Here is a 25585-nt window from a genome sequence, read left to right as displayed (position 1 = left end):
CCCGCCTACGACATCAGGCCTCTGGGCTATAATATCATGGCTATAGCGGCAGGTTACTGGTGGGGGCTGGCTTATCCGGCGACAGATTTAGTTGGCAATGGGGGGCGAGGTAAAAGCAATATAGTGGGTGCCTTGTAAACGTAACGTTCCCTGTGCGCCTTGTGTAATACGATTATACTCCTGCTGTGGCAGTATCATTTTGATTTCACGATTGTTTTTCATCTCAAGACCACTGAGCAGTGGCTGAAAAGTAACTTCATAGCGTTTTTCTTCTGCAACAATTTCTTCGCGCTGACGTGAACGACGATTCGGCGCTAATACTTCTCGTTTATTAATGACTTCAACTTGTAAACTGCGCACCGGTGCCTGATCGTTCTCGGCATCTTGCCGTTTTTTTTGCCAATACTGGCGGACAGCTAATACGGCGATTAACACCACCACAGCAATAAATAATAACGGAGGTTTATTCATACGTTATCCATCAGGACTTATTGCCCGGCAGATAGGGGAAACTCATCACATTACTGCCCAACTCAGAGATCCGAGCACTGCCCTTTTCCGTCACGGCATCGATACGAATCACCGAATGAAGAGGAATATAGCTACGGTTAACACCTGAAAATTCTGTTTTCAGTTTTTCAGTTGAAGGGTCCACCAGCAATGTTGATTGACTATCAAAGACAAAATCAGCAATTTCAATAAACCCAAACAAGTTACTTGGGCCGACCTCACGGACGTAGAGCTGATAATTCTTACCGTTATTTATAAACTGAATACGATAAAGCAATTGTTCATTGGTCATGGCGCTACAGCCTCTATCCCTTGATTTAGAGAAAGGAAATCGGCCTTAACATAGCATGTGGGCCAGACAAGACCAAGATCTCAGCAGGCTGATTACCCTGCTAAATCAGATTATGCGGACCGTTACGCATTAAGTGGCACAAATCATGCAAATAACGATAGCGTCGCTATCGTTCTTGCCTTCCATCCCTTACACTTAATAGATGTATACTCGGAGTCATTGGCGTTGCGGATTATCATTACAACACAGGTACTTTCACTGAAACCTGCATAGAAAAAAGGATAAATAATGAGCTGGCCATTCCTTGCCGTATTCTTTTCTGGTTGGTTGTTCGTTGATGCAACTTACCGGGGCCCGCGCTGGCAGCGTTGGGTATTCAAACCTGTTACTCTGTTACTGTTGTTACTACTTGCCTGGCAAGCGCCGATTCTTGGCCCTGCCGGTTATCTGATTGTTTTGGGCTTACTTGCAACGCTGGTTGCTGATGCACTATTGCTGCTACCCAGTGAGCGCTTACTTTATGCTTTGGGCGCATTCTTCCTCTCCCATTTACTGTATACCATCAGTTTTGCCAGTCAGATGACATTCACGTTGTTCTGGCCACTGCCGTTGGTTTTGATCGTGATTGGCGCATTACTGATAGCCACTATCTGGACACGGCTGGAAGATATGCGCTGGCCGGTAGTTGCTTTCATCGGCATGACGTTATTAATGGTCTGGATGGCAGGTGAACAATACTTTGCTCGCAGCACCGATTTAAGCTTCTCTCTGCTGGCGGGGACCCTGTTATTGCTGGTTTCGCATAGCATTTGGCTGCTGAATCGCTATCGTTTTTCTTTCCGAGCTTCAGATGCAATTGTTGCTGGCTGCTACTTTGTTGGGCATTTCCTGATTGTCCGATCACTGTATTTGTAATTAAGTCAGTACAACAATACGTTAGTCAGTCCGTGCTCCAGGGAAGGAGCACGCATCACAAGCGTGGGATACGCTCACTTTAGTCATACCCTGCCATATAGCAAAAATCCCATTTAGCAATGACTCTCATTTACCGCTTGACTCTGGAGTTGACTCTAAGGTGTAGAGTGCTGCAATACCTGTTACATCCTTTCCAGGAGGCACCATGCATTCACATTCTGAACATCAGCATCCAACGGATACACACAACAACTGTGGCTGTGGCCATACTCATGCCAAACAGCAAACCGGTTGCAGCAGCCAGAAAACAACCTGTGCCAGCAATGACAGCGCGGATTCAGTGAGTGAACACTCACATAACGATGGAGGTTGCTGTAGTCAGAGCCATAGCGATGAGGGCGATGACGAAAGCGACAGACTCGCGGCAGCGATGCCTTCAGGTAGCCAGCGCTTCAGTTGGCAGGTCAAAGGGATGGATTGCCCAAGCTGTGCTCGAAAAATTGAAAATGCCGTCAGTAGTCTGGTTGGGATTGAAAATGTAAAAGTCCTCTTCGCCACAGAAAAGTTAGTGGTTGATGCTCGCACAGATATTCGCCCTCAAGTCGTGAATGCGGTCACGCAGGCTGGATTCACGCTAGTCGATACTCAATCAAGCGCAGGAAGTAAAGCCGCCGCGCCAGAATCACGCCTGCGCGAATACTTACCTATCGCATTATTAACCACACTGATGCTTATCAGTTGGGGCATCTCGTTATTCAGCCTTGAGCTGAGTGAATTTGCCTTTGCCGCGACCACCATTGTCGGGCTGATCCCGATCACCGCCAAAGCCCGGAAGCTTATCCGCTCCGGTACGCCCTTCGCTATTGAAACCTTGATGAGCGTGGCAGCTATCGGGGCGATGTTTATTGGCGCAACCGCGGAAGCGGCCATGGTATTGCTGCTGTTTATGATAGGCGAACTGCTCGAATCCTACGCCGCAAATCGTGCACGCCGTGGGGTAACAGCCCTTATGGCACTGGTACCAGAAGAGGCTTTGTTGTTAAAAGACGGTGAGCGTCGGCAGGTTCCTGTCGCCAGTTTGCGCCCCGGCGATATTATTGAAATCTCGCCCGGTGGTCGCTTACCCGCAGATGCCGAATTAATGACCCCTTTTGCCAGTTTCGATGAAAGCGCCCTCACCGGAGAATCGATCCCTGTTGAGCGCCAGCAAGGCGAAAAAGTCGCGGCTGGGAGCTTATCGGTCGATCGCGCCACCGAAATGCGAGTTATCTCAGAACCGGGCAATAATGCTATTGACCGCATTCTGCAACTGATTGAATTAGCAGAAGAACGCCGTGCACCTATTGAGCGTTTCATTGACCGCTTCAGTCGTATTTATACACCTGCAATCATGCTGCTTTCCGCGCTGGTCATGTTAGTTCCGCCGTTGGCCTTCGCCGAGCCTTGGGAAACCTGGCTTTACCGTGGCCTAACGTTATTACTGATCGGTTGTCCATGTGCGTTGGTTATCTCCACACCTGCGGCAATTACCTCAGCATTAGCGGCTGCAACACGTCGTGGTGCACTGATCAAAGGGGGGGCAGCACTGGAGCAGTTGGGCCGAATTCAAACGGTTGCTTTCGATAAAACCGGTACTCTGACAGAAGGCAAACCTAAAGTTACCGATATTCTGCCTATAGCCGATATGAGTGAAACCCGCCTGTTAGCGTTGGCCGCCGCTGTTGAAGCTGGATCCCACCATCCGTTAGCGATCGCTATTATCCAACGCGCACAGCAAAACACCCCCATATTGCCACTGGCGAGTGAGCGCCGAGCCCTGGCAGGGGTGGGTGTTGAAGGTGTGGTTAATGGTCTGACGGTGCGTGTCAGTGCCCCCGGTAAGCTGCCTCCACAGTTATTGACTGCTGAGTGGCAAACCCAGCTCGACCGGTTAGAGAGCAGCGGTAAAACGGCCGTCGCCGTACTGGAAGATGAAAAGCTAATTGGTTTATTGGCATTACGTGACACGTTACGAACTGATGCCAGACAAGCCATTGATGCGCTGAAGAAGTTAGGTATTCAGGGTGTGATGCTCACCGGGGATAACCCACGAGCCGCAGCGGCAATTGCTGGTGAATTGGGAATTGATTACCGTGCCGGATTACTGCCCGCCGATAAAGTGCAGGCGGTTATGGCATTGAATGCGACACAACCTACGGTGATGGTTGGTGATGGCATCAATGATGCTCCGGCGATGAAAGCGGCCAGTATTGGTATTGCCATGGGCAGTGGCACCGATGTCGCGCTGGAAACAGCCGATGCCGCGTTGACCCACAACCGGTTGACCGGATTAGCAGAAATTATTCTGTTATCACGGGCGGCCAATGCCAATATCCGCCAGAACATTACTATCGCATTGGGCCTAAAGGGAATTTTCCTGATTACCACACTACTGGGGTTAACTGGCCTCTGGCTGGCAGTATTAGCAGATTCCGGCGCTACCGCCTTAGTAACAGCCAATGCGTTGCGGCTACTGCGCAAACGGGATATTTGAATCAAGCATCCGTTCTGAGGATCGTGGCAGAGGCGGGGGTTACTCCACTTTTGCCCCTTTTTTGACCAAATACCGATATGGCGTCTGCCCGGTATCTTGTGCCAATAACTGATGGTCCATAAAACGGCAGAAACCCGGAATATCGCGGGTGGTGGCAGGGTCATCAGCAATTATCAGTAGAGTTTGACCGTCTTCCATGTGCCGGACCGTTTTTCTCACCATCATCACCGGCTCAGGGCAGCGCAGGCCCAGTGCATCAAGTGTTTTGTCTGGATTGGCAAAAATATCGGTCATGGTGAGTCTCTTGTCTCTTGTTGGTCGTTATACAGTTTGCTAGCAGTATAAAGATAAAATATAAGCCCGCGTGGGAAGGCGGATAGTTTACCCCGTCGATTTTCAGGCGCAAGCGACGCTAACGTTTGCGTTAAAATTAGCCATTGCATTCGTTGCGCAAACGCGTATTATGCCGCCGCGTCGCAGAAATTGCGGCACATTCTGTTTGGGTTCCCTCACCCCAATAACCAAAAAGGTCACATTGTATGTTTTCGTTTACTGCCCAACAGCGGATGACCGCTTTGGTATGGCTGTCGCTATTCCATATTGTCATCATTACCTCCAGCAACTATCTGGTGCAACTACCGATCGCTATCTTCGGTTTTCATACCACCTGGGGCGCTTTTACTTTTCCGTTTATCTTCCTTGCCACTGACCTGACGGTGCGGATTTTTGGTGCTCCTTTGGCGCGCCGGATCATCTTGTCCGTTATGGTACCAGCGCTACTGATTTCATATCTAATTTCAGCCCTGTTTTATCAGGGGAGTTGGCAGGGGTTACCCGCATTAACCAGCTTTAATCTGGTGGTGGCCCGTATCGCGGTTGCCAGCTTTATGGCCTATGTACTCGGCCAGATCCTGGATGTTCAAGTCTTTAACCGCCTGCGTCAGCGCAGTGCCTGGTGGGTTGCCCCTACGGCTGCCATGTTCTTTGGTAATATCAGTGACACCATGGCGTTCTTCTTTATTGCTTTCTACCGCAGTAGCGACCCTTTTATGGCGGCAAACTGGGTGGAAATTGCCTTGGTGGATTACAGCTTTAAACTACTGATTTGCATGTTTTTCTTCCTGCCAGCTTATGGTGTTATGCTCAATGTATTGCTGAAATACTTTAGCCAGAAAACCGGGCAGCAAACACTTGCTAAAGTAAGCCCCATGGAACAATAGATTGCTTTTAGCGTCTGAATAAGGTGCGATAAGGCTATACCCCGATTAGTTGGCTTTGCAGGGTAACTAACCCCCTGTAAGTTCAAGTAACAAGGGGATATTAATCATCAATAAGGGATTCCCATGCATAAAATAACCAAATTTCTTGCTGTCGGTCTGCTGGTTGCAGGATTAAGTGCTTGTGATGGCAACAGCAATAGCAACGTGGGTCAGCCGGTCAGCCTGCTGGAAGGCAAAGTGGCTTTCAGCTTGCCTGCGGATCTGTCTGATCAAAGCGGGAAGATGGGCAATCAAGCGAATAACATGCACGTTTATGCCAATAAAACCGGCGATAAAGCAGTTATCGTGATTTTAGGTGATAGCTCCAATGAAGCGCTGGAAGTGCTGACTACCCGTTTAGCCGACCAGCAGCGCTCTCGCGATGCTAATCTGCAAGTCGTCACCAACAAAGCGGTCAAAATTGACGGACAACCGTTCCAGCAGTTGGATAGCATTATTACCAGTGGCGGCCAGAAAGCCTATTCATCCGTGTTGATGGGGAAAGTCGATAACCATTTGATGACAATACAAATTACGCTGCCAGCTGACAATCAACAGCAAGCTCAAACCGAAGCCGAATCGATTATTAGCACGCTCAAGCTAAAATAGTATTCCTCAACAGAGCGCGGATCATCAGCGCTCTGCCTGTATTACCCTATTCCCAAATTACGCTAAAGCCTGAGCCAATAAAGTGATGGGATGTTCGCATTTTTTGCTGGTCGACATTTCAATCTGCCACTTGCAGGTTTCGCAATCGGTAATCACCAAATCAACCCCACTCTCCTCGATTTGCTGGAACAGTGAGGCACCAATCCCTTGCGATGTTGCATAGTTTTCTGATTTAAAGCCGTAAGTTCCGGCAATCCCGCAACACTGAGAGTCGAGCACCACCAGTTCAATACCGGGGATACGCTGTAGCAAAGCCAGGGTATAGGCCGTCCAGCCCATTTTCTCCATATGGCAAGGTGTGTGATAGGCAATACGCAACGGCGTATTATTTGCCGAGAACAGCGGTTTCAACGGTAAGTCGCGCCCCTGATCCAATAAGCGGTAGAGATAGCGTGTCGCCAACTCCACTTTGTCGCGCACGGGTGCAGTATCAACATCTAACAAATGTGGATATTCATCGCGCAAGGTAAAGGTACAACTTGATGAAGTGGCCACTACCGGGATATCCCGCCCAATAACCGCATCCGTCAGTGATTCCAGATTTACCCGCGCCTGTTTTTTCGCCTGCTCAATAAATCCATTAGCAATCAGGGGGACGCCACAGCATTTTTCCCGTTTAAGTAATTGAACGCCAATGTTCATCGCATTGAATACACTGACTAAATCTTTACCTAACTGGGGATGATTATAATTTACGAAGCAGCCATGGAAAAATGCCACCTGTTCGCTATATTGCTGCTGCTTTTCAGCCTGCTTACGATACCAGCGGCGAAACGTACCAAATGAGTATTTCGGTAATTCGCGCCGATGATCAATTTTCAGCGCTTTGTCCAACAAGGCACGCACCGGTTTCAAACCGGTGACCGCATTCACTACCGGTGCAAACGGTGTTGAGAGAGTGCCCATGATATCGGTATGGCTGAGGATCGCATCGCGCAGTTTGGGTTTATTACTGCTGTAACTGGCTTTAGCACGTTGGATGATGTCGCCGATTTTAACATCGGACGGGCATGCCACTTCGCAACGTTTGCAGTTCGTGCAATATTTCAATGCATCGTCATACAGTGCCGGGTCTTTCAAACGTAAGCGCTCACCATCGGGACCAGCCTGCTTCGGCCCCGGATAAAGCGGGTTAACCTTGGCGACCGGGCAATAAGTGGTGCACACCGTGCACTTAATACAACTTTCAAAACTGTTATCCCGTGCCAAGTGTTTATCCTGCGGCAAATGTTGATTCTGAGAAAAAGTGTTACTGTCTCCGTTCTGCGGTAACCACGTCATAATGTCACCTCCATTGCGCTGACAATCTGCTCTGCAACGAACAGTGCGCTGGTCAGTGAAACCCCTGCGCCACAGCCTTGTTGCAACGGATCGTATCCCCCCAGTACCGCACCGATAACATGTAGATTATCCAGTGCAATACCCCCACGTAGTGCCCGTAACTGATTATCGGTATTAACACCGAATTGCAGATAAGGCTGGGGCGCAAACATATTGCTGCGGCTCCAGTCGGCGCGGTTCGGTAGCGACAAAATATCCAGATCCAGTATGGGTTCATAAACGTGCTCAAAAGTGGCCACTAACCCATTGCTGAAGAAGCTGCCGCTAGCCAGTACCATCTGGGCTGCACGCAGCGGAATATCGCCATGATTACGGCTATACAGCCCAGTAATCCGGTTCCCCACCAGCTCAGCCCGCAATACCGCATCACCGGGCATGACAATGCCCCCGAGTTGCTGGAAGCGATGGCGCAGAGCCTGATGTAATCGCATGCCGAGTAACGACGGTGGCAGCGTTGGCAGCAGTTGAATGGGTTTTCCAACTGCGGCTCGTAATGCTTCTAGTGGCGCAGAGACATCCAGCCCGATACAGGCTGGCAGCAAAATCATTTCTGCTGCTGATGACAGACGAGATAACTCATCCGCCAGCGGTTGCAGGTTTTCTGGTAAATCCAGTACACGAGCAATATTGACCGCACGAAATTCGCTAGGGTTATCCCGCAGACGATCAAGTGCCGGTAAATGCAGATAATCTGGTGTGGCATCAACCCCTTGCTCTTGTAAGGCGCTGGCAACCATCTGTGGTTGAAAATCGAGGAAACCCTCAATACCAATCACCGCGACTTTTTGCCACGGCAGCGGGCCTTCCAATGGCGCAACCGGGATATCGGCGGGGCTGAGCCAGGTTGGCCGGCAACTGCCCAATGGCGTGAGTCGTAGGTGATTTTTAGCCGCGCTGCCCACTAATGTCAGACCGCAGCGTTGTAAAAGGGATTCAGCTTCTTGCGCTAACTCACCCACTTGTGCCACTTGCCCCATCTTGCTATAGGGATGTTCAGGCGCTAATTCAGCCAACGTCGCGAGTGCGGATAATGGCTGGCTGACAGCCCGCCCATCCGGTAATTTTGCCAACAGATCCAAAGAACCTGAGGAAAAGTGCAGCGCATTTTGCCCGGCGCTGACAATCGCACAATATTTACCTTGCTCAGCCAGGCGGATACCGCACGCCAGACCAGCCAAGCCGCCACCGATGATAATGACATCAAATTTCATCGTGTTTCTCCTGAACGTTGGCCGCAGACGGGGTATCATCCAGACCACACAGCCCTTGATACACCCAATGCGTAAATTCGCTCTCTCGTAAAGCATCACCCCACGCTATCGGGCGCACACCTTTCCAGCGCTCATTAAGAAATTGCACTAGCTGTTCACGGGATTGCTGCGGCGTGGTCACTTTAAAGCGGCTGAGTAAACCAGCGGCCCGGCAGGCACAGAGTTCACCCTGGCAGGTTCCCATGCCAACACGGGTACGGCGGCGTAAATCCAGTAGGTTATTGACCGATAGCGATTCAATCGCATAGCGTACTTCACCGGCAGTCACCGCCTCACATTCACATACCAGGCTGTTATCCAGACGGTTCCCGGCCAATAGTTGTGTCGCGCGGTCCCCATGCCGATAAACCGCGGAGCCGCGAATACTGGCAGGCAGAGAAATAACTTTGCTGAGGGTTTGCTCCGCCGATTGCTGCGAACCCGGTAGTGGCGCTTGGGCGGTAGTACAGGCGGCGGTAATACCTAATTTTTCACACACTTTATCTGTTGCCCACTCCGCCATCAGACGGTAGGTCATCAGCTTGCCACCAGTAATGGTGATAAAACCTTCCAAACCATCGCGTTTAGCATGATCCAATAACACGATGCCACGGCTGACATTGCGCCCCGACGGGTCGTCATCACTGGCAACCAGCGGCCTGACACCGGCGTAAGCACGTAAGATGCGCGTTTGCGCCAACTGGGGTGAAAGTTTTGATCCTTCGCGGATTAAGGTATCCACCTCTTGTGCCGTTACTACCATATTATCGATTTGATCGTATTCAATATGGGTTGAGGTCGTCCCGATCAATGAGATGGTGTCGCCCGGAACCAAAATGTCAGCATCAGCCGGTTTACGGCAGCGGTTGATCACCATGTTGTTGATCCTATGGCCCAAGATCAACAGTGCGCCTTTTGCCGGGAACATGCGGATACGTAGATCAGCATACTCGGCAATGTGTTGCCCCCAGATCCCCGCAGCATTGACCACTATCTGCGCATGAATCTCATACTGACGCTGATTTTTATGGTCGAAAACGCGCACGCCACTCACCCGATCACCGTGGCGTAGCAAACCAATAACTTCGTGATAAGTCAGTACATTTGCGCCGTGCTCACGGGCATCCAGCATATTCGCGGCGGTTAAGCGGAAGGGATCAACCGTACCATCTGGCACGCGGACGGCAGCAATCAACGCTGGATTAGCGGCAGGTTCTAGCCGCAAGGCCAGTTTTGGATCAATGGCTTCGGCCTCGATACCCGCATCCTGGCAGCGCGCGATAAATTGCTGCTGATATTCCAGCGAGTCTTCCGGTAGCGTGATAAACAGGCCATCTGTTTGCTCAATACAATGGCGCGCAATACGTTTCAGAATCCGGTTTTCTTCAATGCATTCGCGGGCAGATTCACCGTCAGTCACCGCATAGCGCGCCCCGCTGTGTAACAAGCCATGGTTACGGCCAGTCGCGCCGGTAGCAATGTCATGCCTCTCCAAGAGCGTGCAAGCTAAACCACGGCGGGCGCAGTCACGGGCGATCCCGGCTCCGGTCGCACCACCACCAATGATGATGACATCCGTTTCTGTGTAAGGAGAACTGTTCGTCATGAAAGACCCCACATTATCAGACAGCCGTCTGGCGGCTAATTATGCGTCTATTGAGCCACACTCTTTAAGGTTATTGTTTGATAAGGAACAAAAACGAACGAAAAACGAAAGTGATATGGCGTTTAAAAACCATGATTGTGATCAAAGTCACAGGTGATTTGCCATTGTCGGTTTCAAAGTGTTAACCAATCGCTCAGAATTGCCGCCACGTTCATATAACTGTAACAAATGAGCCATCACTCACAGATAAGTCATACGAATTTATCTAGCATGGCGCTCGTTATGGAACATAAACGACAGCAAGTTAGTCGTTTAACTACCGGCAGCCCTTAACAAACGGGTAGATACCAGGCTACACCGGAGTCAAAAACTACAAAAAAGCCATCGGAGGCACTCATGTTGAGTATTTTTAAGCCCGCGCCGCATCAGGCACGGCTTCCAGCAGAACAGATTGATCCCACCTACCGCCGCTTACGCTGGCAAATCTTTATGGGCATCTTCTTCGGTTACGCCGCCTATTATCTGGTGCGTAAAAACTTTACTCTCGCCATGCCTTATCTGATCGAACAAGGGTTCTCTCGCGGAGATCTGGGATTTGCGTTATCGGGTATCTCTATTGCTTACGGTTTCTCAAAATTCATCATGGGTTCGGTTTCTGACCGGTCTAACCCACGGGTATTCCTCTCTGCCGGTTTGATTCTCGCCGCCGCCGTGATGCTGTTTATGGGCTTTGTGCCTTGGGCAACATCCAGTATCGCCGTGATGTTCGTGCTGCTGTTCTTGTGCGGCTGGTTCCAGGGAATGGGTTGGCCGCCATGTGGCCGTACCATGGTGCACTGGTGGTCGAAGAAGGAACGCGGCAGTATCGTGTCAGTCTGGAACTGTGCCCATAACGTCGGCGGTGGCTTACCACCATTGCTGTTCCTGCTGGGGATGGCGTGGTTTAACGACTGGAAAGCTGCACTCTACATGCCTGCTTTTGGTGCCATTCTGGTGGCATTGATTGTCTTTGGTCTGATGCGCGATACCCCTCAATCCGTAGGCTTGCCACCGATTGAAGAGTACAAAAACGACTATCCAGATGACTACAGCGAAGAAGCAGAAGAAGAACTGACCGCTAAACAAATCTTCATGCAATACATATTGCCCAACAAACTGTTGTGGTATATCGCGATTGCTAACGTTTTTGTTTATTTACTGCGTTACGGCATCCTCGACTGGTCACCAACCTACCTGAAAGAAGTGAAACACTTCGCTCTGGATAAATCCTCATGGGCTTATTTCCTGTATGAATACGCTGGTATTCCAGGGACGCTGTTGTGCGGTTGGATGTCCGACAAAGTGTTTAGAGGTAACCGTGGGGCCACCGGTGTGTTCTTTATGACCCTGGTGACTATCGCTACCATCATTTACTGGCTGAACCCAGTCGGTAACCCTGGTATTGATATGGCCTGTATGATCACCATCGGCTTCCTGATCTATGGCCCGGTAATGCTAATTGGCTTACATGCGCTTGAATTAGCACCGAAAAAAGCAGCAGGGACCGCCGCGGGCTTCACCGGCTTGTTCGGTTATCTGGGCGGCTCGGTAGCAGCAAGTGCCATTGTGGGTTATACCGTGGACTACTTCGGTTGGGACGGCGGCTTTATGGTTATGATCGGCGGCAGCATCTTGGCTGTTCTGTTACTGATCGTTGTGATGTTTAGTGAGAAAAAGCATCACGCAGAGCTGGCTAGAAAACAGGGCTTATAACGTTCATCTAGTTACGCTTTTCAGGCTGTGTCGTTATTGATGGATTTATAGCGACATAGCCTTTTTCATACCCTGAGATTGATAAATGGAGCACTATCAATGCAAACCCACATCAAAACCCTGTTGGCGAGTATTATTCTGGCATCCTCAGTAGTTGGTCAGGTTCAAGCAGCAGAACCGTCATCCACCCCACTTTCAGCAAACAAAGTTGTTATCGCCCACCGCGGTGCCAGTGGTTATCTGCCTGAGCATTCACTGCCCGCTAAAGCCATGGCTTACGCGCAAGGCGCAGATTATCTTGAACAAGATTTGGTGATGACCAAAGATAATGAGTTGGTGGTTCTCCACGACCATTATCTGGATCGCGTCACCGATGTTGCTGATCGCTTCCCCGATCGCGCACGCAAAGATGGCCGTTATTACGCCATTGACTTTACGCTACCAGAAATTAAATCACTGAAATTTACCGAAGGCTTTGATATTGATAAAGATGGTAAAAAAGTGCAGAGCTATCCGGGCCGTTTCCCGATGGGCAAATCTGACTTCCGTGTGCATACCTTCCAGGAAGAGATTGAATTTGTTCAAGGTCTGAATCATTCGACCGGTAAAAACGTAGGGATTTACCCGGAAATCAAAGCGCCGTGGTTCCATAAACAAGAAGGTAAAGACATCTCAACCAAGGTGTTGGAAGTACTGAAACAGTACGGTTACACCACCAAGGGCGATAAAGTTTATCTACAATGTTTTGATGCCAATGAATTGAAACGTATCAAAAATGAGCTAGAACCGAAGATGGGTATGGACCTGAAACTGGTCCAACTGGTGGCTTATACCGACTGGAATGAAACCTACGAACAGAAACCTGATGGCAAATGGGTCAATTACAGTTACGACTGGATGTTCAAACCAGGTGCAATGAAGCAAGTGGCACAGTATGCCGATGGCATCGGCCCTGACTACCATATGCTGGTGGTTGAAACCTCTACACCGGATAACATCAAGCTGACCAATATGGTTAAAGATGCACATGCCAGCAATATGATGGTTCATCCGTACACCATTCGCGCGGATAAACTGCCGAAATACGCCACTAACGTCAATCAGCTATTTGATATTATCTACAATCAAGCACAGGTTGACGGGGTGTTTACTGACTTCCCGGATAAAGGTGTGCAATTCCTGCAAAAACAGGGACAACACCAGTAAGTTGATGGTCTGAAATAACGGAATAAACCCGTGGCGCAACGATGTTTAATGCGCCACTTTTTCATGTGCTGTACGTTGTATTGACTAAAGGCAATCGTTACTTATCTGTGCCTAAAAACATCTTGCGTAAATAGTGTGGTACCGCATCATCTGCGTTCGAACCTATCACTTCCAGATTCGGTAACATGTCTTTCAGCCGTTGATGCGCATCACGCATGATGCAGCCTTTGCCGGACATCGACAACATTTCCAAATCATTCATACCATCACCGAAAGCGATACATTCTTTCAGTGAATAGCCGATAATTCTGGCAACTTGATCAAGCGCATGGCCCTTAGAGACACCGCCCCCCATCACTTCCAGACAGGTTGGGAAAGAAAAACTGACATTAACTCGATCGCCCCAACGTGCATTGATGGCTTCTTCTAAAATCAACAACTTGTCATGATCTTCACAAGTGAAGTAAACCTTACACACACCATCAGTTGGCAACAATGCAGGTTCAAATATCTGATAATTAAATACCGACTCACGGAAAAATTCTCTCTGTGCCGGGCTTTCACGGTTCATAAACCATTCATCGTTCAGATAGACGTTGGTCAGGATATCTGGGTTGTGGTGCTCAATATTGTACAAATCACGCGCAATATCAGCATCAAGGTTATGACTAAAAATCAGTTCTCCCGCCGTGTTATGCACCCGTGCGCCGTTGGAGGTGATCATAAAGGCACTGATTTCTAAACTATCGCGGATTTGTGCCACATCGATATGATGGCGGCCAGTAGCAAATACAAAGTGCACGTCACGCTGCGTCAGCAACTTGAGTGTTTCTTTGGTGTAAGGCGTTAAAAGGTGATCGGGTGATAGCAGCGTGCCATCTAAATCGGAAGCAACAACATGATACATAGTGGTATGTTCTAACCTCTGGTGGCGTCGGAGCCATAATGGCCGACTGATGATTGATGTTGCGCGAAAAAGCGCAATATGGCGCTCAGCGCCTCGGCACGAAGTTGGTCCCGCTCAAACAGGATCTCATGGCGTGCGCCTTGAACTCTCTTAGGTTGCCCCCCTTCACAAGGGTGCCCCGCCAGAGCCATTGCCTGAGAAAAAGCATCATGAGCCGGGTTATGTACTACCCGATCCTCACTGGCTTGTAATAATAAAACCGGCGTGGTGATTTTTTCTGCTTGCGCGATAATTTGCTCCCCCACCAGCAGACTCTCTCGGATCCAATGGTAGGTTGGCCCACCAAGGCGGATTTCCGGTGTATCCGCATATTGGCGTAGGTAGCGGCGATACCGCTCGCGGCTATGGGTTAACACATTGACCAGATACGGCAGTGGCCGCCACTGGCCGGTACCGATAGCATAGTAATTGCGCAGTTTTTGATGCCCTTCGGCCCAGTCGACAATGCGGTGGACCAGCCAGGCCGGCATCGGTAAGTGGATACCAAACATGGGGGCACACAGTGCTACGGCATTAAACACATCCGGTTCTTTGGCCAAAAAACGCGTTAAAATTGCGCCCCCCATGGAATGGGCCAGAGCAAAACGCTGCTGATAATGACTATTGGTTATTTCGCGTTGCACTAACTGCGCGAAATCCTCAATATAATCATCAAACTTAATCACATGACCACGGTTAGCATCCTCAAGCAAGCGACCGGATCGCCCCTGCCCACGGTGATCCAGCACGATCACATCATAGCCTTGCTGGAACAGGTCATAAGCCACTTCAGGGTATTTGACGTAACTTTCAATGCGGCCAGGCACTACCACCACCACTCGCGTGTGTTGTGGTGCACGAAAGCGGACATAGCGAATCGGAATATCATCGACACCGATAAACTCATCCTCCTCTCGCTGTTGCCAGAAATCCAACAGCGGCCCGTTAACGAAGGCAGCAAACTGCTCTTCACGCGTTAACCAGCGATTATCTAACGGCATAGCATGGCCTTGTAAATCATGACTGATTACATCCTTTGAACGGGATTGCTCAATGTTCGATACACCTGATACGTTGGTAAACCGAGTCGTTCTGTGAGCCATAGCACAACTATTAGCAATAGAGTATTGTGGCATAAATTTACGCGTTCAGGGAGTTTTGCCGATGACCTTAGATTGGTGGTTAACCTATCTGCTGACCACACTTATCCTCAGCCTGTCCCCTGGTTCTGGCGCGATTAACACCATGAGCACGGCTATTAGCCATGGTACGCGCGGGGTTGTCGCCTCAATTTGCGGGCTACAATTAGGATTAGCAGTGCACATTGTATTAGTTGGCGTGGGGCTTGGTGCACTGATTTCACAATCCTTGCTGGCATTTGAAATACTAAAATGGCTCGGCGCGGCTTACTTAATCTGGCTTGGGATTCAGCAATGGCGCGCTGCCGGTGCGCTGGATCTGCATGCGCTGGCCAACAGTATGCCACGGCGAAAACTGTTTAAACGCGCGGTGTTTGTTAATCTCACCAACCCGAAAAGCATCGTTTTTCTGGCGGCATTATTCCCACAATTTGTGCTGCCACATCAACCGCAAGTGGCGCAATATCTGATTCTCGGCACCACCAGCGTGGTGGTTGATATTATTGTGATGATTGGTTATGCCACCCTCGCAACACGAATTGCTGGCTGGATTAAATCACCACAACAGATGAAATTACTGAACCGGATATTTGGTGGCTTATTTATGCTGGTAGGCGCGTTATTGGCAACCGCCAGAAAAGTGTAATGCTGATTTAAACAAATGATTACCCAACCGGCATCATCTCCCGGTTGGGGCATTAATTAGCGCGATAAGATCAAATGGATACCAAAACCGGCAAACAGTACCCCCGCCAACCCATCAATCCATTTTGATAAACGCTGATAGCCACGGCGCATCACCGGCAAGGCAAATACGCAGGCAACAATACTGAACCAGACAAAGGTTTCACCAACAATCAGCACGAACAAGCCCCAGCGCGCACCAGCACTGACGTCATCGCCAACAAACAATGAGAATACGCTGCCGAAATAGATAACGGCTTTCGGGTTCGACAAATTAGTCAGGAACCCACGCAGAAAAGTTCGGCCACGGGCGGGCAATGCAACTTGCACCTCACCCTCGTTATCATGACATTTGGCGCGGGCAGATTTCAGCAGTTGCCAGCCCATCCAGCACAGATATAGCCCACCACCGACCATAATAATCTGATGTAACCAAGCCATTTTCTGCAAAATTAGGTTCAACCCCATCAGCGCCACACCGGCCCAGATAACAATTCCCAGCGAAATCCCGACCACGCCCATCATTGCCTCACGGCGCGAACGGCTGGCTGCAGTTTGCGAGACAAAAAAGAAATCCGGCCCTGGGCTCATTAACGCCACCAGATGAACCAGTGCAACGGTAAGGAATAGCATCAGCATGATAGATCCTCATAAACTCTGCGAATGGAAAGCCACAGAGGCGTTAGCAGGAAAGGCGACCGGTTAGTCGTCGTTATTGTCTACATGGTCGCGGATCATCGCCATAAACGGCGCGCCAAAGCGCTCCAGTTTGCGTTGCCCAACACCATTGACGCTCAACAGCTCGCTGGCGGTAATTGGCATCTGTTCCGCCATCTCCAGCAAGGTCGCATCGTTAAACACCACATAAGGCGGAATATTGCCTTCATCGGCGATAGATTTACGCAGTTTGCGCAATTTGGCGAACAACTTACGATCATAATTGCCGCCATAGGATTTCTGATTAGCGCTACTGCGCACCTTCAGGCTTTGAATACGCGGCACCGCCAGTTGCAACGGTAATTCAGCGCGCAAGATCGGGCGGGCAGCCTCGGTCAGTTGTAACGCGGAAAACATCGCGATATTTTGGCTCAGCAACCCAAGATGGATAAGCTGGCGCAATACACTGACCCAGTGTTCGTGGCTTTGTTCGCGGCCAATCCCATACACTGATAACTTGTCATGACCCATTTCACGGATACGCTGGTTATTTGCCCCACGCATCACCTCAACAATATACCCCAGGCCAAACCGCTGCCCGACACGATAAACACACGAGAGCGCTTTTTGTGCATCAGCCAGCCCATCGTAACGCTTCGGTGGATCGAGGCAGATATCGCAGTTGCCGCACGACTGCTGCTTACCTTCACCAAAATAGTTGAGCAGCACCAGACGACGACAAGTTTGCGCCTCGGCAAAAGCGCCCATCGCATTTAATTTATGTCGTTCAATATCTTGCTGTGCCCCCGCCGGTTTCTCTTCCAGACAGCGGCGTAACCATGCCATATCTGCCGGATCGTACAGCAGCATAGCTTCAGCAGGCAGACCATCACGCCCGGCGCGGCCGGTTTCCTGATAGTAAGACTCAATAGTGCGCGGGATATCAAAATGCACCACAAAGCGGACGTTGGGTTTGTTAATCCCCATACCAAAGGCCACGGTCGCGACCACCACTTGCAGATCATCGCGCTGAAATGCTTCCTGTACCTGCCCCCGGCGCTCGTTATCCAGCCCGGCATGATAGGCCGCCACACTTAAGCCACGGCTCTGCAAGCGGGCGGTGGTGTCTTCCACTTTTGCCCGGCTGTTACAGTAAATAATGCCACTTTTGCCACGTTGATCTTGCACAAAACGCCACAATTGATCGAGCGGTTTGAACTTCTCGACCAAGGTGTAACGGATATTAGGGCGGTCAAAACTACTGATTTGAATCAGTGGCTGATCTAGATTAAGCAGACGAACAATATCCCCTCGCGTTGCCTCATCCGCCGTGGCGGTAAGCGCAATAACCGGTAAATCAGGGAAACGTTGCTTTAACTGACCTAGCGCACGATATTCCGGGCGGAAATCATGACCCCATTGAGAAATGCAATGCGCCTCATCCACCGCCAGTAAAGCCGGCCGCCACTGATACAGTTGATCGAGGAAGCTCTCCATCACCAGCCGTTCCGGTGCAATATACAGCAGCTTAATCTGACCGCTACGGCAACCGTCCATCACGGCTAACTGTTGCTCACGCGTTTGTGATGAGTTTAAGCACCCAGCACCAACACCGTAGGCCAGCAGTTGGTCGACCTGATCCTTCATCAGCGAGATCAACGGAGAGACAACTAGCGTCAACCCATCCGTTACCAGTGCCGGGATCTGATAACACAAGGACTTACCACCGCCCGTTGGCATCACAACCAGACAGTCTTGCCCTGATAGGGTGGCGTTGATAATTTCCTGTTGTCCGGGCCGGAATTGCTGATAGCCGAAGGTATCTCGCAATACCTGCACTGCCAGTAATTCCCTATTTATCACTGCTGCGGTCGACACACTCTTCCCCAACTATAAGATCTGCACAGGCCGGTTAACCGGCCTGTGTCTGAAACTTTTCTAACGCCGGATGACGTTAAAGGACATCGTTTAACATGATACCCATACCCACCCGTGTTTGCCTAAAGTTATAGTCAATCATTGACTCACCATAGCCACTGAACACTTGGGTATAGAAGCGCAGATGTTTACTGATTGGGTAGCTCCAGCCCATTTCAGCACCGCCGTAACCGGTATTCCAGTTATAATGACCATCCACACTGAACACACTGTCACCCAAGGCATAACCGACTTTCAGGCGATAATAACCCATGTATTTATTGATATCCGGGTTGTCATCTTTTGCGTCGCTTTCCGGCAGGCGATACCAAGGTTTCAGGTCAATCTCCAAATTGCCGCGCTGTGCCATGACTCGGGTATAAGCCCGGTTCCAGCTACGTGACGTTGGGTCAGCTTTACCGTTGGATTGATGGTTAAGACCGACTTCCACTTCACGGAAATTCCAGCCCGCCAACTCGTAATCGGTAGCCCACGCCAGAAACACCTGTGGTTCGTAGTTAGTTTCACGGAATGGCGAAGACTCGCCACTGTTGGAGGCCTGCCACCATGAACGTTGGGTATAAGATGCCCCCAACAGGGAGTTATCACCGGCAATACCACGCCAGATAGGGAAACCTAAACTCAGTTGGAATTTAACTTCATCCTTTCTGGCATTGTTCGCCCAATCATAAGAGCTGATAGCATCTTTATTAATATTGCTGGTATAGGTATATAACAGATAGTTCGTTTCATACGGATAAAGCAAAAACGGGTTATCGTGATCCTGCAACATTGCCGCAATAATGCTGCCTCGCACCTCAGGTGCGTCATGAATTTTTTCAACCTTCGTAACGTCTGCCTGCGCCAAGGTTGGTGCCAGTAGCAGCGCTATCAATATCCGCCAAAATCTTCCCATTATTCCCCCATCGCCTTACGGATTATTTCTATTTGTAATGAAAACAGCTCATTCTACACACAAATGTTACCTGAGATTAGTGTTGTTTATATTTATGATTTAACGGCTGGAAAACAACAAAACAGAAGCATAAAATAAACAATTCGTTAACTTACACTACGATTGCTTATCTGCAACCAAGAAGAGAATAGGGCAAAATGCCAGTAACAACTTTAACGTTAGAGGATGCTCGCCGCATGATTGGCGAAGTATTTGTGTATCACATGCCATTTAACCGTGAGCTTGGCCTGCGATTAACCCGTTTCGAGCAAGATTACGCCGAAATTGCTTTCGATAATAATGAGAAGTTAGTCGGCAATATTGCACAGCGAATTCTGCATGGTGGCGTTATTGCCGCAGTGCTGGATGTGGCCGCCGGGCTGGTATGTGTCGGGAATAGTTTAGTGCGCCATGAACCGCTCATTAAAGAACAATTGCAAATGAAGCTGGCTAAGATGGGCACTATCGACCTGCGTGTTGACTATCTGCGCCCCGGACGAGGCGAGCATTTTATCGCCAGCAGCAGTATTTTGCGCAGTGGAAATAAAGTGTCTGTCGCCCGCGTCGAACTGCATAATGAAAGCCAAATGCATATCGCTAGCGCAACGGCGACTTACCTGGTTGGCTGATTTGCCCGTCAGCGGTGATGATTCGTAGCGTAAAGTTAAGTACACTCACCGCATCTCCTTTCTTGTTCCGAGCCACACCATGGATAAACAACGAACCCGTCAGGGCATTTTATTTGCTCTGGCAGCTTATTTTATTTGGGGTATTGCCCCTGCTTATTTCAAGCTCATCCAACAGGTGCCGGCTGATGAAATTTTGACGCATCGGATTATCTGGTCATTTTTCTTTATGTTGATCCTGCTAACGGTTAGCCGCAATTGGCCGCAAGTACGCAGTGCTTGTAGAAACGGCAAACGCCTGTTATTGCTGGCCGTTACTGCCGTATTGATTGCCAGTAACTGGCTGTTGTTTATCTGGGCGGTGAACCACAATCATATGCTTGAAGCCAGTTTGGGCTATTTTATCAACCCGCTGGTGAATGTGTTATTCGGTATGTTGTTTCTGGGTGAGCGCTTTCGCCGCATGCAGTGGGTGGCGGTGGCATTGGCGTTCGGTGGGGTATTGATCCAGTTGTGGCAGTTTGGCTCGTTACCAATAATCGCCCTGGGGTTAGCAATCAGCTTTGCTTTATACGGTCTGATCCGTAAAAAACTGGGGATTGATGCCCAAACCGGTATGTTGGTGGAAACCATGTGGTTATTGCCGATAGCCGCGGTGTATCTGTTCTTTATTGCCGATAGCCCGACCAGCCATATGAGTGCCAATACCTGGTCGCTTAATCTGTTATTGGCCGCCGCTGGGGTGATTACCACGATCCCGCTACTGTTCTTCACCGCCGCCGCCACCCGTTTAAAACTATCGACATTGGGCTTTTTCCAATACCTTGGGCCAACGCTGATGTTTATTCTGGCGGTAACCTTCTACGGCGAGACCATTGGTAACGATAAAATGGTGACTTTCGCCTTTATCTGGGCCGCTCTATTGCTGTTCACTCTGGATGCGCTCTACACCCAACGTAAGTTGCGCGCCTAGATACCAAAGCTACAAAAACGCCAGTTACTCAATGAGTTATGAATTGATAACCAAAGAACTTGAAGTTGCAGGTAGGCAATCGGATGCGTGAACGCAGCTAACACCCCTGCAGCTTCAAGGACGAAGGTTAGATTAGAGCCAGTTCTTGCGCTTGAAATACAAGTATGGCGCCAAACCCGCGATAATCATCAAACTGATTGCACCTGGATAGCCAAATGACCAGCGCAATTCCGGCATAAACTCAAAGTTCATCCCGTAGCTGGATGCCACCAGTGTTGGCGGCAAGAACACCACCGACACCACCGAGAAGATCTTAATAATCCGGTTCTGCTCGATATTGATGAAGCCCATCGCTGCCTGCATCAGGAAGTTAACCTTCTGGAACAGGGATTCATTGTGTGGCAACAGGGATTCGATATCGCGCAATACCTCACGGGCTTGCTCCAGTTGACCACTCGGCAAGCGGGCTTTACGTACCAGGAAATTCAGTGCTCGCTGGGTATCCATCAGACACAAGCGCACTTTCCAGCCGATATCTTCCTGTTCCGCCAAGGTAGACAACGCGGCGTCATATTCATCACCTTGCTGCCCTTCCATAATCACGCGACTTAAGGCTTCCAAATCGCTGTAAATGTTTTCGATTTCATCGGCTAACTGCTCAATTTTGGTTTCGAACAGATCCAGCAACAGCTCATAAGCATTGCCATCAACCAATGTTTGGTTACGCGCCCGCATCCGATATAAACGAAAAGCCGGTAACTCGCGCTCACGCAGGGTATACAGGCGACCATCACGGATGGTAAATGCCACGGTTGAGTTACCCGCGTGGTCTTCAGCATCTTCATAATAGAAGAAGGAGTGGATATGCAGGCCATCTTCATCTTCAAAGAAGCGGGCGGATGCCTCGATGTCGTCCAACTCTGGCCGAGTCGCCAGGCTTTGCCCTAATTCAGACTGGACGCGTTCGCGCTCCCCTTCTTCGGGTTCGACTAAATCGACCCAAATTGATGAGGTCAGATCATCTGACTCATCTGATTCATCCAGCTCCAAACGGGATAAGCGATTGTTACTTAATTTAAATGCGCTCAGCATAGGCCAAAACTCCCTTGCGGTGATGGATAGGGATAACGCATTGAAGCACAGAAACAGCGAGGTATTGATAAATACTCTATGTTTCAGACCATAAGGAGATCTGACTCACAGCGACGGCTTAGCGGGGCCGCTGACAACCACGAAGGCTATCAGCAAATAAGAGGATAGCCTTAGAAGTTGCACCATATGAACAGGTTATTGAGCCAGTATCTACTGGGTGTGTCCAAGGCGAATGTCCTCATAAAGAATAGTGCGCGCATGTTACGCCGAGAAGAAAAAGGCTGTCAACCGGTTAAAAGATGTTAATTCATCACTGTCGTTTTCTATTCTTCTGCGCTGGATTTTTTATCTGACCGCGCACAGTGATAAAGCGTACAGAATCCACCGCCGCCCCCCTTATAACCTGGTTCTATTTACGTTAGATTACAGGCAGTCACTCTTAAGGATATTCAGCCAGAATGAAGCAAATTACCGCGCAATCCCTTGCACAACTGAGCCAACAGGCCCAGCAATCACCACGTCTGAGAGCTAATCTCAATTTTCATCCACAACTCGATGACACCATCCAGCGCCTGGCGATTGCGATGGAACCGCAGACCTATGTCCGCCCTCACCGCCACCCTCATACCTGGGAACTGCTTACCGCCCTACATGGCAGCTTTATTGTGTTGCTGTTTGATGATCAGGGTAAGGTCACTCACCGTAGCTTGCTGGGCAAAGAAACCGCTATTTTGGAGATCCCGGCTAATGTTTGGCATGCGGTGTTATCCCTGGAAGTCGGTGCGGTCATCTTTGAGGTAAAACACGGCCCATACCAGCCGGTTAACGCTGAGGATTTAGCGAGTTGGTCACCCGCCGAGGGTGAGGCTGATGTCAGTAATATTCTGGCGTGGTACGGCGTTGCCAGTATTGGTGAGAACTATTTGCGCTGATGCGGTAATAAAAAGCAAAAAAAAACCGAAGCCAACATCGACTTCGGTTTTGCGTATCCTGCATCTTCATTTAGCCAAAACCTGGCAAAATTCACAAAACAGGCTTTCCCTTTGGTATTGGCAAAATATCAACGCTTTATATTTTTAAACTGTTTGGTGGTGTTCGTCAGTGCTATTTCAGTCGGCAAACGTTCCATCGAACTGGCACCGTAGAAACCGTCACATTGCGGGCAGTTATCCATAATGTATTGGGCATCTTCTGGTGAGGAGATTGGCCCACCGTGGCACAGCACAATAATATCTTCACGTACCGCTTTTGCGGCCGCAGCCCAGTCATTAATCAGAGGCACACAGTCCGCCAGCTTCAGTGCCGTGTCCGCACCAATGTTACCTCCAGTCGTCAGCCCCATATGTGGCACAATAATGTCGGCCCCCGCTTGTGTCATGGCAACCGCATCGGCGGCACTGAAAACATAAGGGGTAGTCAGTAAATCTTTTTCGTGAGCCAGGCGGATCATATCCACTTCCAGACCATAACCCATGCCGGTTTCTTCCAGATTGGCGCGGAAGTTACCGTCAATTAACCCAACGGTTGGGAAGTTCTGCACGCCAGAAAAACCCAATGCTTTTAATTGATCCAAAAAGTGATCGAACTGACAGAATGGGTCAGTACCATTCACTCCCGCCAGCACTGGCGTATTCTTGACCACCGGCAGCACTTCTTTGGCCATATCGACCACGATTTCATTGGCATTCCCGTAGGCCAGCAAACCTGCCAGCGACCCACGACCCGCCATACGATAGCGGCCTGAGTTATAGATAACGATAAGATCAATTCCGCCAGCTTCTTCACATTTAGCTGACAGCCCTGTGCCCGCACCGCCACCGATAATCGGCTCACGGCGGGCAATCATTTCCCGAAATTTGGCTAAAATGGCCTGGCGTTGAAATTTTGGCATGTGACTTCTCCAGATATTAAATGGCCCTATACCCGTCATACTTCAAGCGGCAGATGCGTTGGCTGCCTTCCTGCAGCTCGAATTATTTAGGGTGGAATGGGCTCTTTGCTATTTCTTTAAAGTTTTCTACCGCAGCTTGCGCAAACTGTGGGTCGTTAATATTGAATGGATAGTGCACCAAGCGGCGTTTATCGGTTTGAATGACGGTCTCTTCCAACGTATCGATAAAGGCTTTTAACGCTTTTTCATCCCAGAATGGCTGGCCCGGAGCATCCAGTGCCGAGAATCCGCCGGCTGGAATTAAGAAGCGCACTTCACCCTGACAGCGATTGAGCTTCTCGCCAATCCAGCGTGCCATTTGAATATTTTCTTGCTCGGTGGTGCGCATCAGCGTCACTTGGGCGTTATGTTTATAGAACAAGCGATCGGCATATTTAGCCGGAATAGTTGCCGGGCTACCGAAGTTAACCATATCCAATGCGCCACAAGAGCCAACATACGGAATGTTGCTATGGGCAATAGCATCGAAACGTTCCGGCCCACAGGCCAGTACCCCGTCAAATAACAGGTCGCAGACCTCGGTGGTGGTCAGATCAAGTGCCCCCGCCAGCAAACCGCTTTCGGCCAGCTTTTCCATGGCTTTGCCGCCGCTACCGGTGGCGTGGAACACCAAACAGTCATATTCGTCTGATAATGCGGCACTGACAGCCTGAATACAGGGGGTTGTCACACCAAACATGGTCAAACCCAGCGCCGGTTTATCATCAACCAGCAACTCTTCTTTGGCGAAATAGACTGCACCGGCAATTTGATGAGCCGCATTACTCAGCACACGGCGAGAAATACGGTTAAGCCCGGCAATATCAGTAACGGAGTACATCATGGCGATATCACTGGCACCGATGTAACCTGAAACATCGCCAGAAGCCATGGTAGATACCATCAGTTTAGGAATACCAATCGGTAAGCTTTGCATGGCCGGTGTAATCAACGCGGTGCCGCCAGAGCCCCCCAGACCTAATAACGCGGCCACATCATCGCGGCTGGCAATAAAACGCTCAAAAGCGACGGCCATTGCACTGATAGCCCGCCCTCTATCACCACAGAACACCGCCTGACGCCCATCAGGGTGATGGCCCGCCACCGTTTCGGCTGAGATATCTGCGCCACTGGCGCGTTGGCCTTCTTTAGTCGATAAATCTACCGTGACCGTTGTTAGCCCGGTTGCTTTAATCAATTCACTGACATACGTCAGTTCTTCGCCTTTGGTATCTGTGGTAGTCGCGATAAAAATATGACGAGGCATCTGAACATCCTTCTATGAATGCGCGTGTAGCTCACTTCTTTTTAATGGAAGTTTACTTTCTGCTTA

The 25585-nt window shown here is 49.8% G+C and carries 25 protein-coding genes; 11 read left to right on the top strand and 14 right to left on the bottom strand.

All coding sequences use genetic code 11. From position 1 onward, the window contains the following. Nucleotides 1–87 precede the first annotated feature (87 nt). Complete coding sequence (locus A6J67_RS04560; RefSeq protein ID WP_005187974.1) at nt 88–471, bottom strand: DUF2500 domain-containing protein; 384 nt, start codon at nt 469–471, stop codon at nt 88–90. Between the two features lie 10 nt (nt 472–481). Then, nucleotides 482–802, bottom strand: a complete 321-nt coding sequence (locus tag A6J67_RS04555; protein WP_005187976.1) for a DUF1820 family protein — start codon at nt 800–802, stop codon at nt 482–484. Nucleotides 803–1090: 288 nt separating this feature from the next. Here A6J67_RS04555 and A6J67_RS04550 point away from each other — a divergent pair, with 288 nt between their 5' ends. Next, nucleotides 1091–1717 (top strand): lysoplasmalogenase, encoded by a 627-nt coding sequence (locus A6J67_RS04550; protein ID WP_005187979.1) that lies wholly within the window; start codon nt 1091–1093, stop codon nt 1715–1717. Between the two features lie 205 nt (nt 1718–1922). After that, entirely contained in the window at nt 1923–4250 is a 2328-nt protein-coding gene (locus A6J67_RS04545) for a zinc/cadmium/mercury/lead-transporting ATPase (protein ID WP_050297680.1), read from the top strand. Nucleotides 4251–4289: 39 nt separating this feature from the next. Here the strand turns inward: A6J67_RS04545 and tusA are convergent, their stop codons facing one another. Continuing rightward, nucleotides 4290–4544, bottom strand: coding sequence for a sulfurtransferase TusA (gene tusA / locus A6J67_RS04540; RefSeq protein ID WP_050297679.1), 255 nt, complete (start codon nt 4542–4544; stop codon nt 4290–4292). Nucleotides 4545–4789: 245 nt separating this feature from the next. Between tusA and A6J67_RS04535 the strand changes: the two genes are divergently transcribed. Both A6J67_RS04535 and A6J67_RS04530 read left to right on the top strand, forming a co-directional pair. Further along, the gene (locus A6J67_RS04535; RefSeq protein WP_005187987.1) at nt 4790–5470 is read left to right on the top strand and encodes a 7-cyano-7-deazaguanine/7-aminomethyl-7-deazaguanine transporter; all 681 of its coding nucleotides are present in this window, start codon (nt 4790–4792) and stop codon (nt 5468–5470) included. 123 nt (nt 5471–5593) lie between these two features. Then, entirely contained in the window at nt 5594–6118 is a 525-nt protein-coding gene (locus tag A6J67_RS04530) for a DcrB family lipoprotein (RefSeq protein WP_005187988.1), read from the top strand. Between the two features lie 57 nt (nt 6119–6175). Here A6J67_RS04530 and glpC read toward each other — a convergent pair whose 3' ends face one another. The 3 genes from glpC to glpA are packed head-to-tail and all read right to left on the bottom strand — an operon-like array spanning nt 6176 to nt 10375. Then, entirely contained in the window at nt 6176–7459 is a 1284-nt protein-coding gene (glpC, locus tag A6J67_RS04525; protein WP_032906891.1) for an anaerobic glycerol-3-phosphate dehydrogenase subunit GlpC, read from the bottom strand. After that, a complete protein-coding gene (gene glpB, locus A6J67_RS04520; protein ID WP_032906893.1) occupies nt 7456–8730 on the bottom strand; it encodes a glycerol-3-phosphate dehydrogenase subunit GlpB in 1275 nt (424 codons plus the stop codon). The genes glpC and glpB overlap by 4 nt, the downstream gene beginning before the upstream one ends. Continuing rightward, entirely contained in the window at nt 8720–10375 is a 1656-nt protein-coding gene (gene glpA / locus A6J67_RS04515; protein WP_042568941.1) for an anaerobic glycerol-3-phosphate dehydrogenase subunit A, read from the bottom strand. Before glpA ends, glpB begins: the two co-directional genes overlap by 11 nt. Between glpA and A6J67_RS23395 the strand changes: the two genes are divergently transcribed. From A6J67_RS23395 to glpQ, 3 genes are all read left to right on the top strand, one after another. After that, nucleotides 10374–10532: a hypothetical protein gene (locus A6J67_RS23395; protein WP_170930764.1), complete on the top strand. Its 159-nt coding sequence runs from the start codon at nt 10374–10376 to the stop codon at nt 10530–10532. The genes glpA and A6J67_RS23395 overlap by 2 nt on opposite strands. A 239-nt stretch (nt 10533–10771) precedes the next feature. Continuing rightward, nucleotides 10772–12127 (top strand): glycerol-3-phosphate transporter, encoded by a 1356-nt coding sequence (gene glpT / locus A6J67_RS04510; RefSeq protein WP_005187993.1) that lies wholly within the window; start codon nt 10772–10774, stop codon nt 12125–12127. Between the two features lie 99 nt (nt 12128–12226). Then, nucleotides 12227–13333 (top strand): glycerophosphodiester phosphodiesterase, encoded by a 1107-nt coding sequence (gene glpQ, locus A6J67_RS04505; protein ID WP_005187995.1) that lies wholly within the window; start codon nt 12227–12229, stop codon nt 13331–13333. Between the two features lie 97 nt (nt 13334–13430). Here glpQ and yigL read toward each other — a convergent pair whose 3' ends face one another. After that, nucleotides 13431–14240 (bottom strand): sugar/pyridoxal phosphate phosphatase YigL, encoded by an 810-nt coding sequence (gene yigL / locus A6J67_RS04500; protein ID WP_005187997.1) that lies wholly within the window; start codon nt 14238–14240, stop codon nt 13431–13433. Between the two features lie 11 nt (nt 14241–14251). Continuing rightward, on the bottom strand, nt 14252–15280 hold the full coding sequence (pldB, locus tag A6J67_RS04495) for a lysophospholipase L2 (protein ID WP_005188000.1): 1029 nt from the start codon (nt 15278–15280) through the stop codon (nt 14252–14254). Nucleotides 15281–15443: 163 nt separating this feature from the next. Here pldB and rhtB point away from each other — a divergent pair, with 163 nt between their 5' ends. After that, nucleotides 15444–16064 (top strand): homoserine/homoserine lactone efflux protein, encoded by a 621-nt coding sequence (gene rhtB / locus A6J67_RS04490; RefSeq protein ID WP_005188003.1) that lies wholly within the window; start codon nt 15444–15446, stop codon nt 16062–16064. Between the two features lie 56 nt (nt 16065–16120). Here rhtB and rhtC read toward each other — a convergent pair whose 3' ends face one another. The 3 genes from rhtC to pldA form a co-directional block, all read right to left on the bottom strand. Further along, nucleotides 16121–16741: a threonine export protein RhtC gene (rhtC, locus tag A6J67_RS04485; RefSeq protein ID WP_005188006.1), complete on the bottom strand. Its 621-nt coding sequence runs from the start codon at nt 16739–16741 to the stop codon at nt 16121–16123. Between the two features lie 63 nt (nt 16742–16804). Next, nucleotides 16805–18637, bottom strand: coding sequence for an ATP-dependent DNA helicase RecQ (gene recQ / locus A6J67_RS04480; RefSeq protein WP_005188011.1), 1833 nt, complete (start codon nt 18635–18637; stop codon nt 16805–16807). Nucleotides 18638–18713: 76 nt separating this feature from the next. After that, on the bottom strand, nt 18714–19592 hold the full coding sequence (gene pldA / locus A6J67_RS04475) for a phospholipase A (protein WP_050297678.1): 879 nt from the start codon (nt 19590–19592) through the stop codon (nt 18714–18716). 197 nt (nt 19593–19789) lie between these two features. Here pldA and A6J67_RS04470 point away from each other — a divergent pair, with 197 nt between their 5' ends. After that, nucleotides 19790–20260 (top strand): thioesterase family protein, encoded by a 471-nt coding sequence (locus A6J67_RS04470; RefSeq protein WP_005188019.1) that lies wholly within the window; start codon nt 19790–19792, stop codon nt 20258–20260. Between the two features lie 79 nt (nt 20261–20339). Continuing rightward, complete coding sequence (gene rarD / locus A6J67_RS04465) at nt 20340–21230, top strand: EamA family transporter RarD (RefSeq protein WP_050089315.1); 891 nt, start codon at nt 20340–20342, stop codon at nt 21228–21230. Nucleotides 21231–21362: 132 nt separating this feature from the next. On the opposite strand, the gene corA is transcribed toward rarD, so the two are convergent. Next, nucleotides 21363–22322, bottom strand: a complete 960-nt coding sequence (gene corA / locus A6J67_RS04460; protein WP_005188027.1) for a magnesium/cobalt transporter CorA — start codon at nt 22320–22322, stop codon at nt 21363–21365. A 458-nt stretch (nt 22323–22780) separates the two neighbouring features. Here corA and A6J67_RS04455 point away from each other — a divergent pair, with 458 nt between their 5' ends. Continuing rightward, entirely contained in the window at nt 22781–23254 is a 474-nt protein-coding gene (locus tag A6J67_RS04455) for a WbuC family cupin fold metalloprotein (RefSeq protein ID WP_005188031.1), read from the top strand. 128 nt (nt 23255–23382) lie between these two features. Here A6J67_RS04455 and A6J67_RS04450 read toward each other — a convergent pair whose 3' ends face one another. Together A6J67_RS04450 and A6J67_RS04445 are read right to left on the bottom strand one after the other, a co-directional pair. Beyond that, nucleotides 23383–24213 (bottom strand): phosphoenolpyruvate hydrolase family protein, encoded by an 831-nt coding sequence (locus tag A6J67_RS04450; protein ID WP_050288716.1) that lies wholly within the window; start codon nt 24211–24213, stop codon nt 23383–23385. A gap of 82 nt (nt 24214–24295) precedes the next feature. Next, nucleotides 24296–25519: a Tm-1-like ATP-binding domain-containing protein gene (locus A6J67_RS04445; RefSeq protein ID WP_042568938.1), complete on the bottom strand. Its 1224-nt coding sequence runs from the start codon at nt 25517–25519 to the stop codon at nt 24296–24298. Nucleotides 25520–25585 lie beyond the last annotated feature (66 nt).

The sequence above is a fragment of the Yersinia sp. FDAARGOS_228 genome, assembly GCF_002073315.2.
Lineage (GTDB): Bacteria > Pseudomonadota > Gammaproteobacteria > Enterobacterales > Enterobacteriaceae > Yersinia > Yersinia intermedia.
This window is presented reverse-complemented; position numbering and strand designations above follow the sequence as displayed.

Coding starts and splice junctions, on each gene's coding strand:
- A6J67_RS04470 (WP_005188019.1), top strand. CDS start 19,790: ATGCCAGTAACAACTTTAACGTTAGAGGATGCTCGCCGCATGATTGGC.
- glpC (WP_032906891.1), bottom strand. CDS start 7,459: ATGACGTGGTTACCGCAGAACGGAGACAGTAACACTTTTTCTCAGAAT.
- tusA (WP_050297679.1), bottom strand. CDS start 4,544: ATGACCGATATTTTTGCCAATCCAGACAAAACACTTGATGCACTGGGC.
- glpQ (WP_005187995.1), top strand. CDS start 12,227: ATGCAAACCCACATCAAAACCCTGTTGGCGAGTATTATTCTGGCATCC.
- A6J67_RS04455 (WP_005188031.1), top strand. CDS start 22,781: ATGAAGCAAATTACCGCGCAATCCCTTGCACAACTGAGCCAACAGGCC.
- rarD (WP_050089315.1), top strand. CDS start 20,340: ATGGATAAACAACGAACCCGTCAGGGCATTTTATTTGCTCTGGCAGCT.
- A6J67_RS04530 (WP_005187988.1), top strand. CDS start 5,594: ATGCATAAAATAACCAAATTTCTTGCTGTCGGTCTGCTGGTTGCAGGA.
- A6J67_RS04545 (WP_050297680.1), top strand. CDS start 1,923: ATGCATTCACATTCTGAACATCAGCATCCAACGGATACACACAACAAC.
- glpB (WP_032906893.1), bottom strand. CDS start 8,730: ATGAAATTTGATGTCATTATCATCGGTGGCGGCTTGGCTGGTCTGGCG.
- yigL (WP_005187997.1), bottom strand. CDS start 14,240: ATGTATCATGTTGTTGCTTCCGATTTAGATGGCACGCTGCTATCACCC.
- A6J67_RS04445 (WP_042568938.1), bottom strand. CDS start 25,519: ATGCCTCGTCATATTTTTATCGCGACTACCACAGATACCAAAGGCGAA.
- rhtC (WP_005188006.1), bottom strand. CDS start 16,741: ATGCTGATGCTATTCCTTACCGTTGCACTGGTTCATCTGGTGGCGTTA.
- glpT (WP_005187993.1), top strand. CDS start 10,772: ATGTTGAGTATTTTTAAGCCCGCGCCGCATCAGGCACGGCTTCCAGCA.
- A6J67_RS04535 (WP_005187987.1), top strand. CDS start 4,790: ATGTTTTCGTTTACTGCCCAACAGCGGATGACCGCTTTGGTATGGCTG.
- A6J67_RS04450 (WP_050288716.1), bottom strand. CDS start 24,213: ATGCCAAAATTTCAACGCCAGGCCATTTTAGCCAAATTTCGGGAAATG.
- glpA (WP_042568941.1), bottom strand. CDS start 10,375: ATGACGAACAGTTCTCCTTACACAGAAACGGATGTCATCATCATTGGT.
- A6J67_RS04550 (WP_005187979.1), top strand. CDS start 1,091: ATGAGCTGGCCATTCCTTGCCGTATTCTTTTCTGGTTGGTTGTTCGTT.
- rhtB (WP_005188003.1), top strand. CDS start 15,444: ATGACCTTAGATTGGTGGTTAACCTATCTGCTGACCACACTTATCCTC.
- A6J67_RS04560 (WP_005187974.1), bottom strand. CDS start 471: ATGAATAAACCTCCGTTATTATTTATTGCTGTGGTGGTGTTAATCGCC.
- A6J67_RS23395 (WP_170930764.1), top strand. CDS start 10,374: ATGAAAGACCCCACATTATCAGACAGCCGTCTGGCGGCTAATTATGCG.
- pldA (WP_050297678.1), bottom strand. CDS start 19,592: ATGGGAAGATTTTGGCGGATATTGATAGCGCTGCTACTGGCACCAACC.
- corA (WP_005188027.1), bottom strand. CDS start 22,322: ATGCTGAGCGCATTTAAATTAAGTAACAATCGCTTATCCCGTTTGGAG.
- pldB (WP_005188000.1), bottom strand. CDS start 15,280: ATGCCGTTAGATAATCGCTGGTTAACGCGTGAAGAGCAGTTTGCTGCC.
- A6J67_RS04555 (WP_005187976.1), bottom strand. CDS start 802: ATGACCAATGAACAATTGCTTTATCGTATTCAGTTTATAAATAACGGT.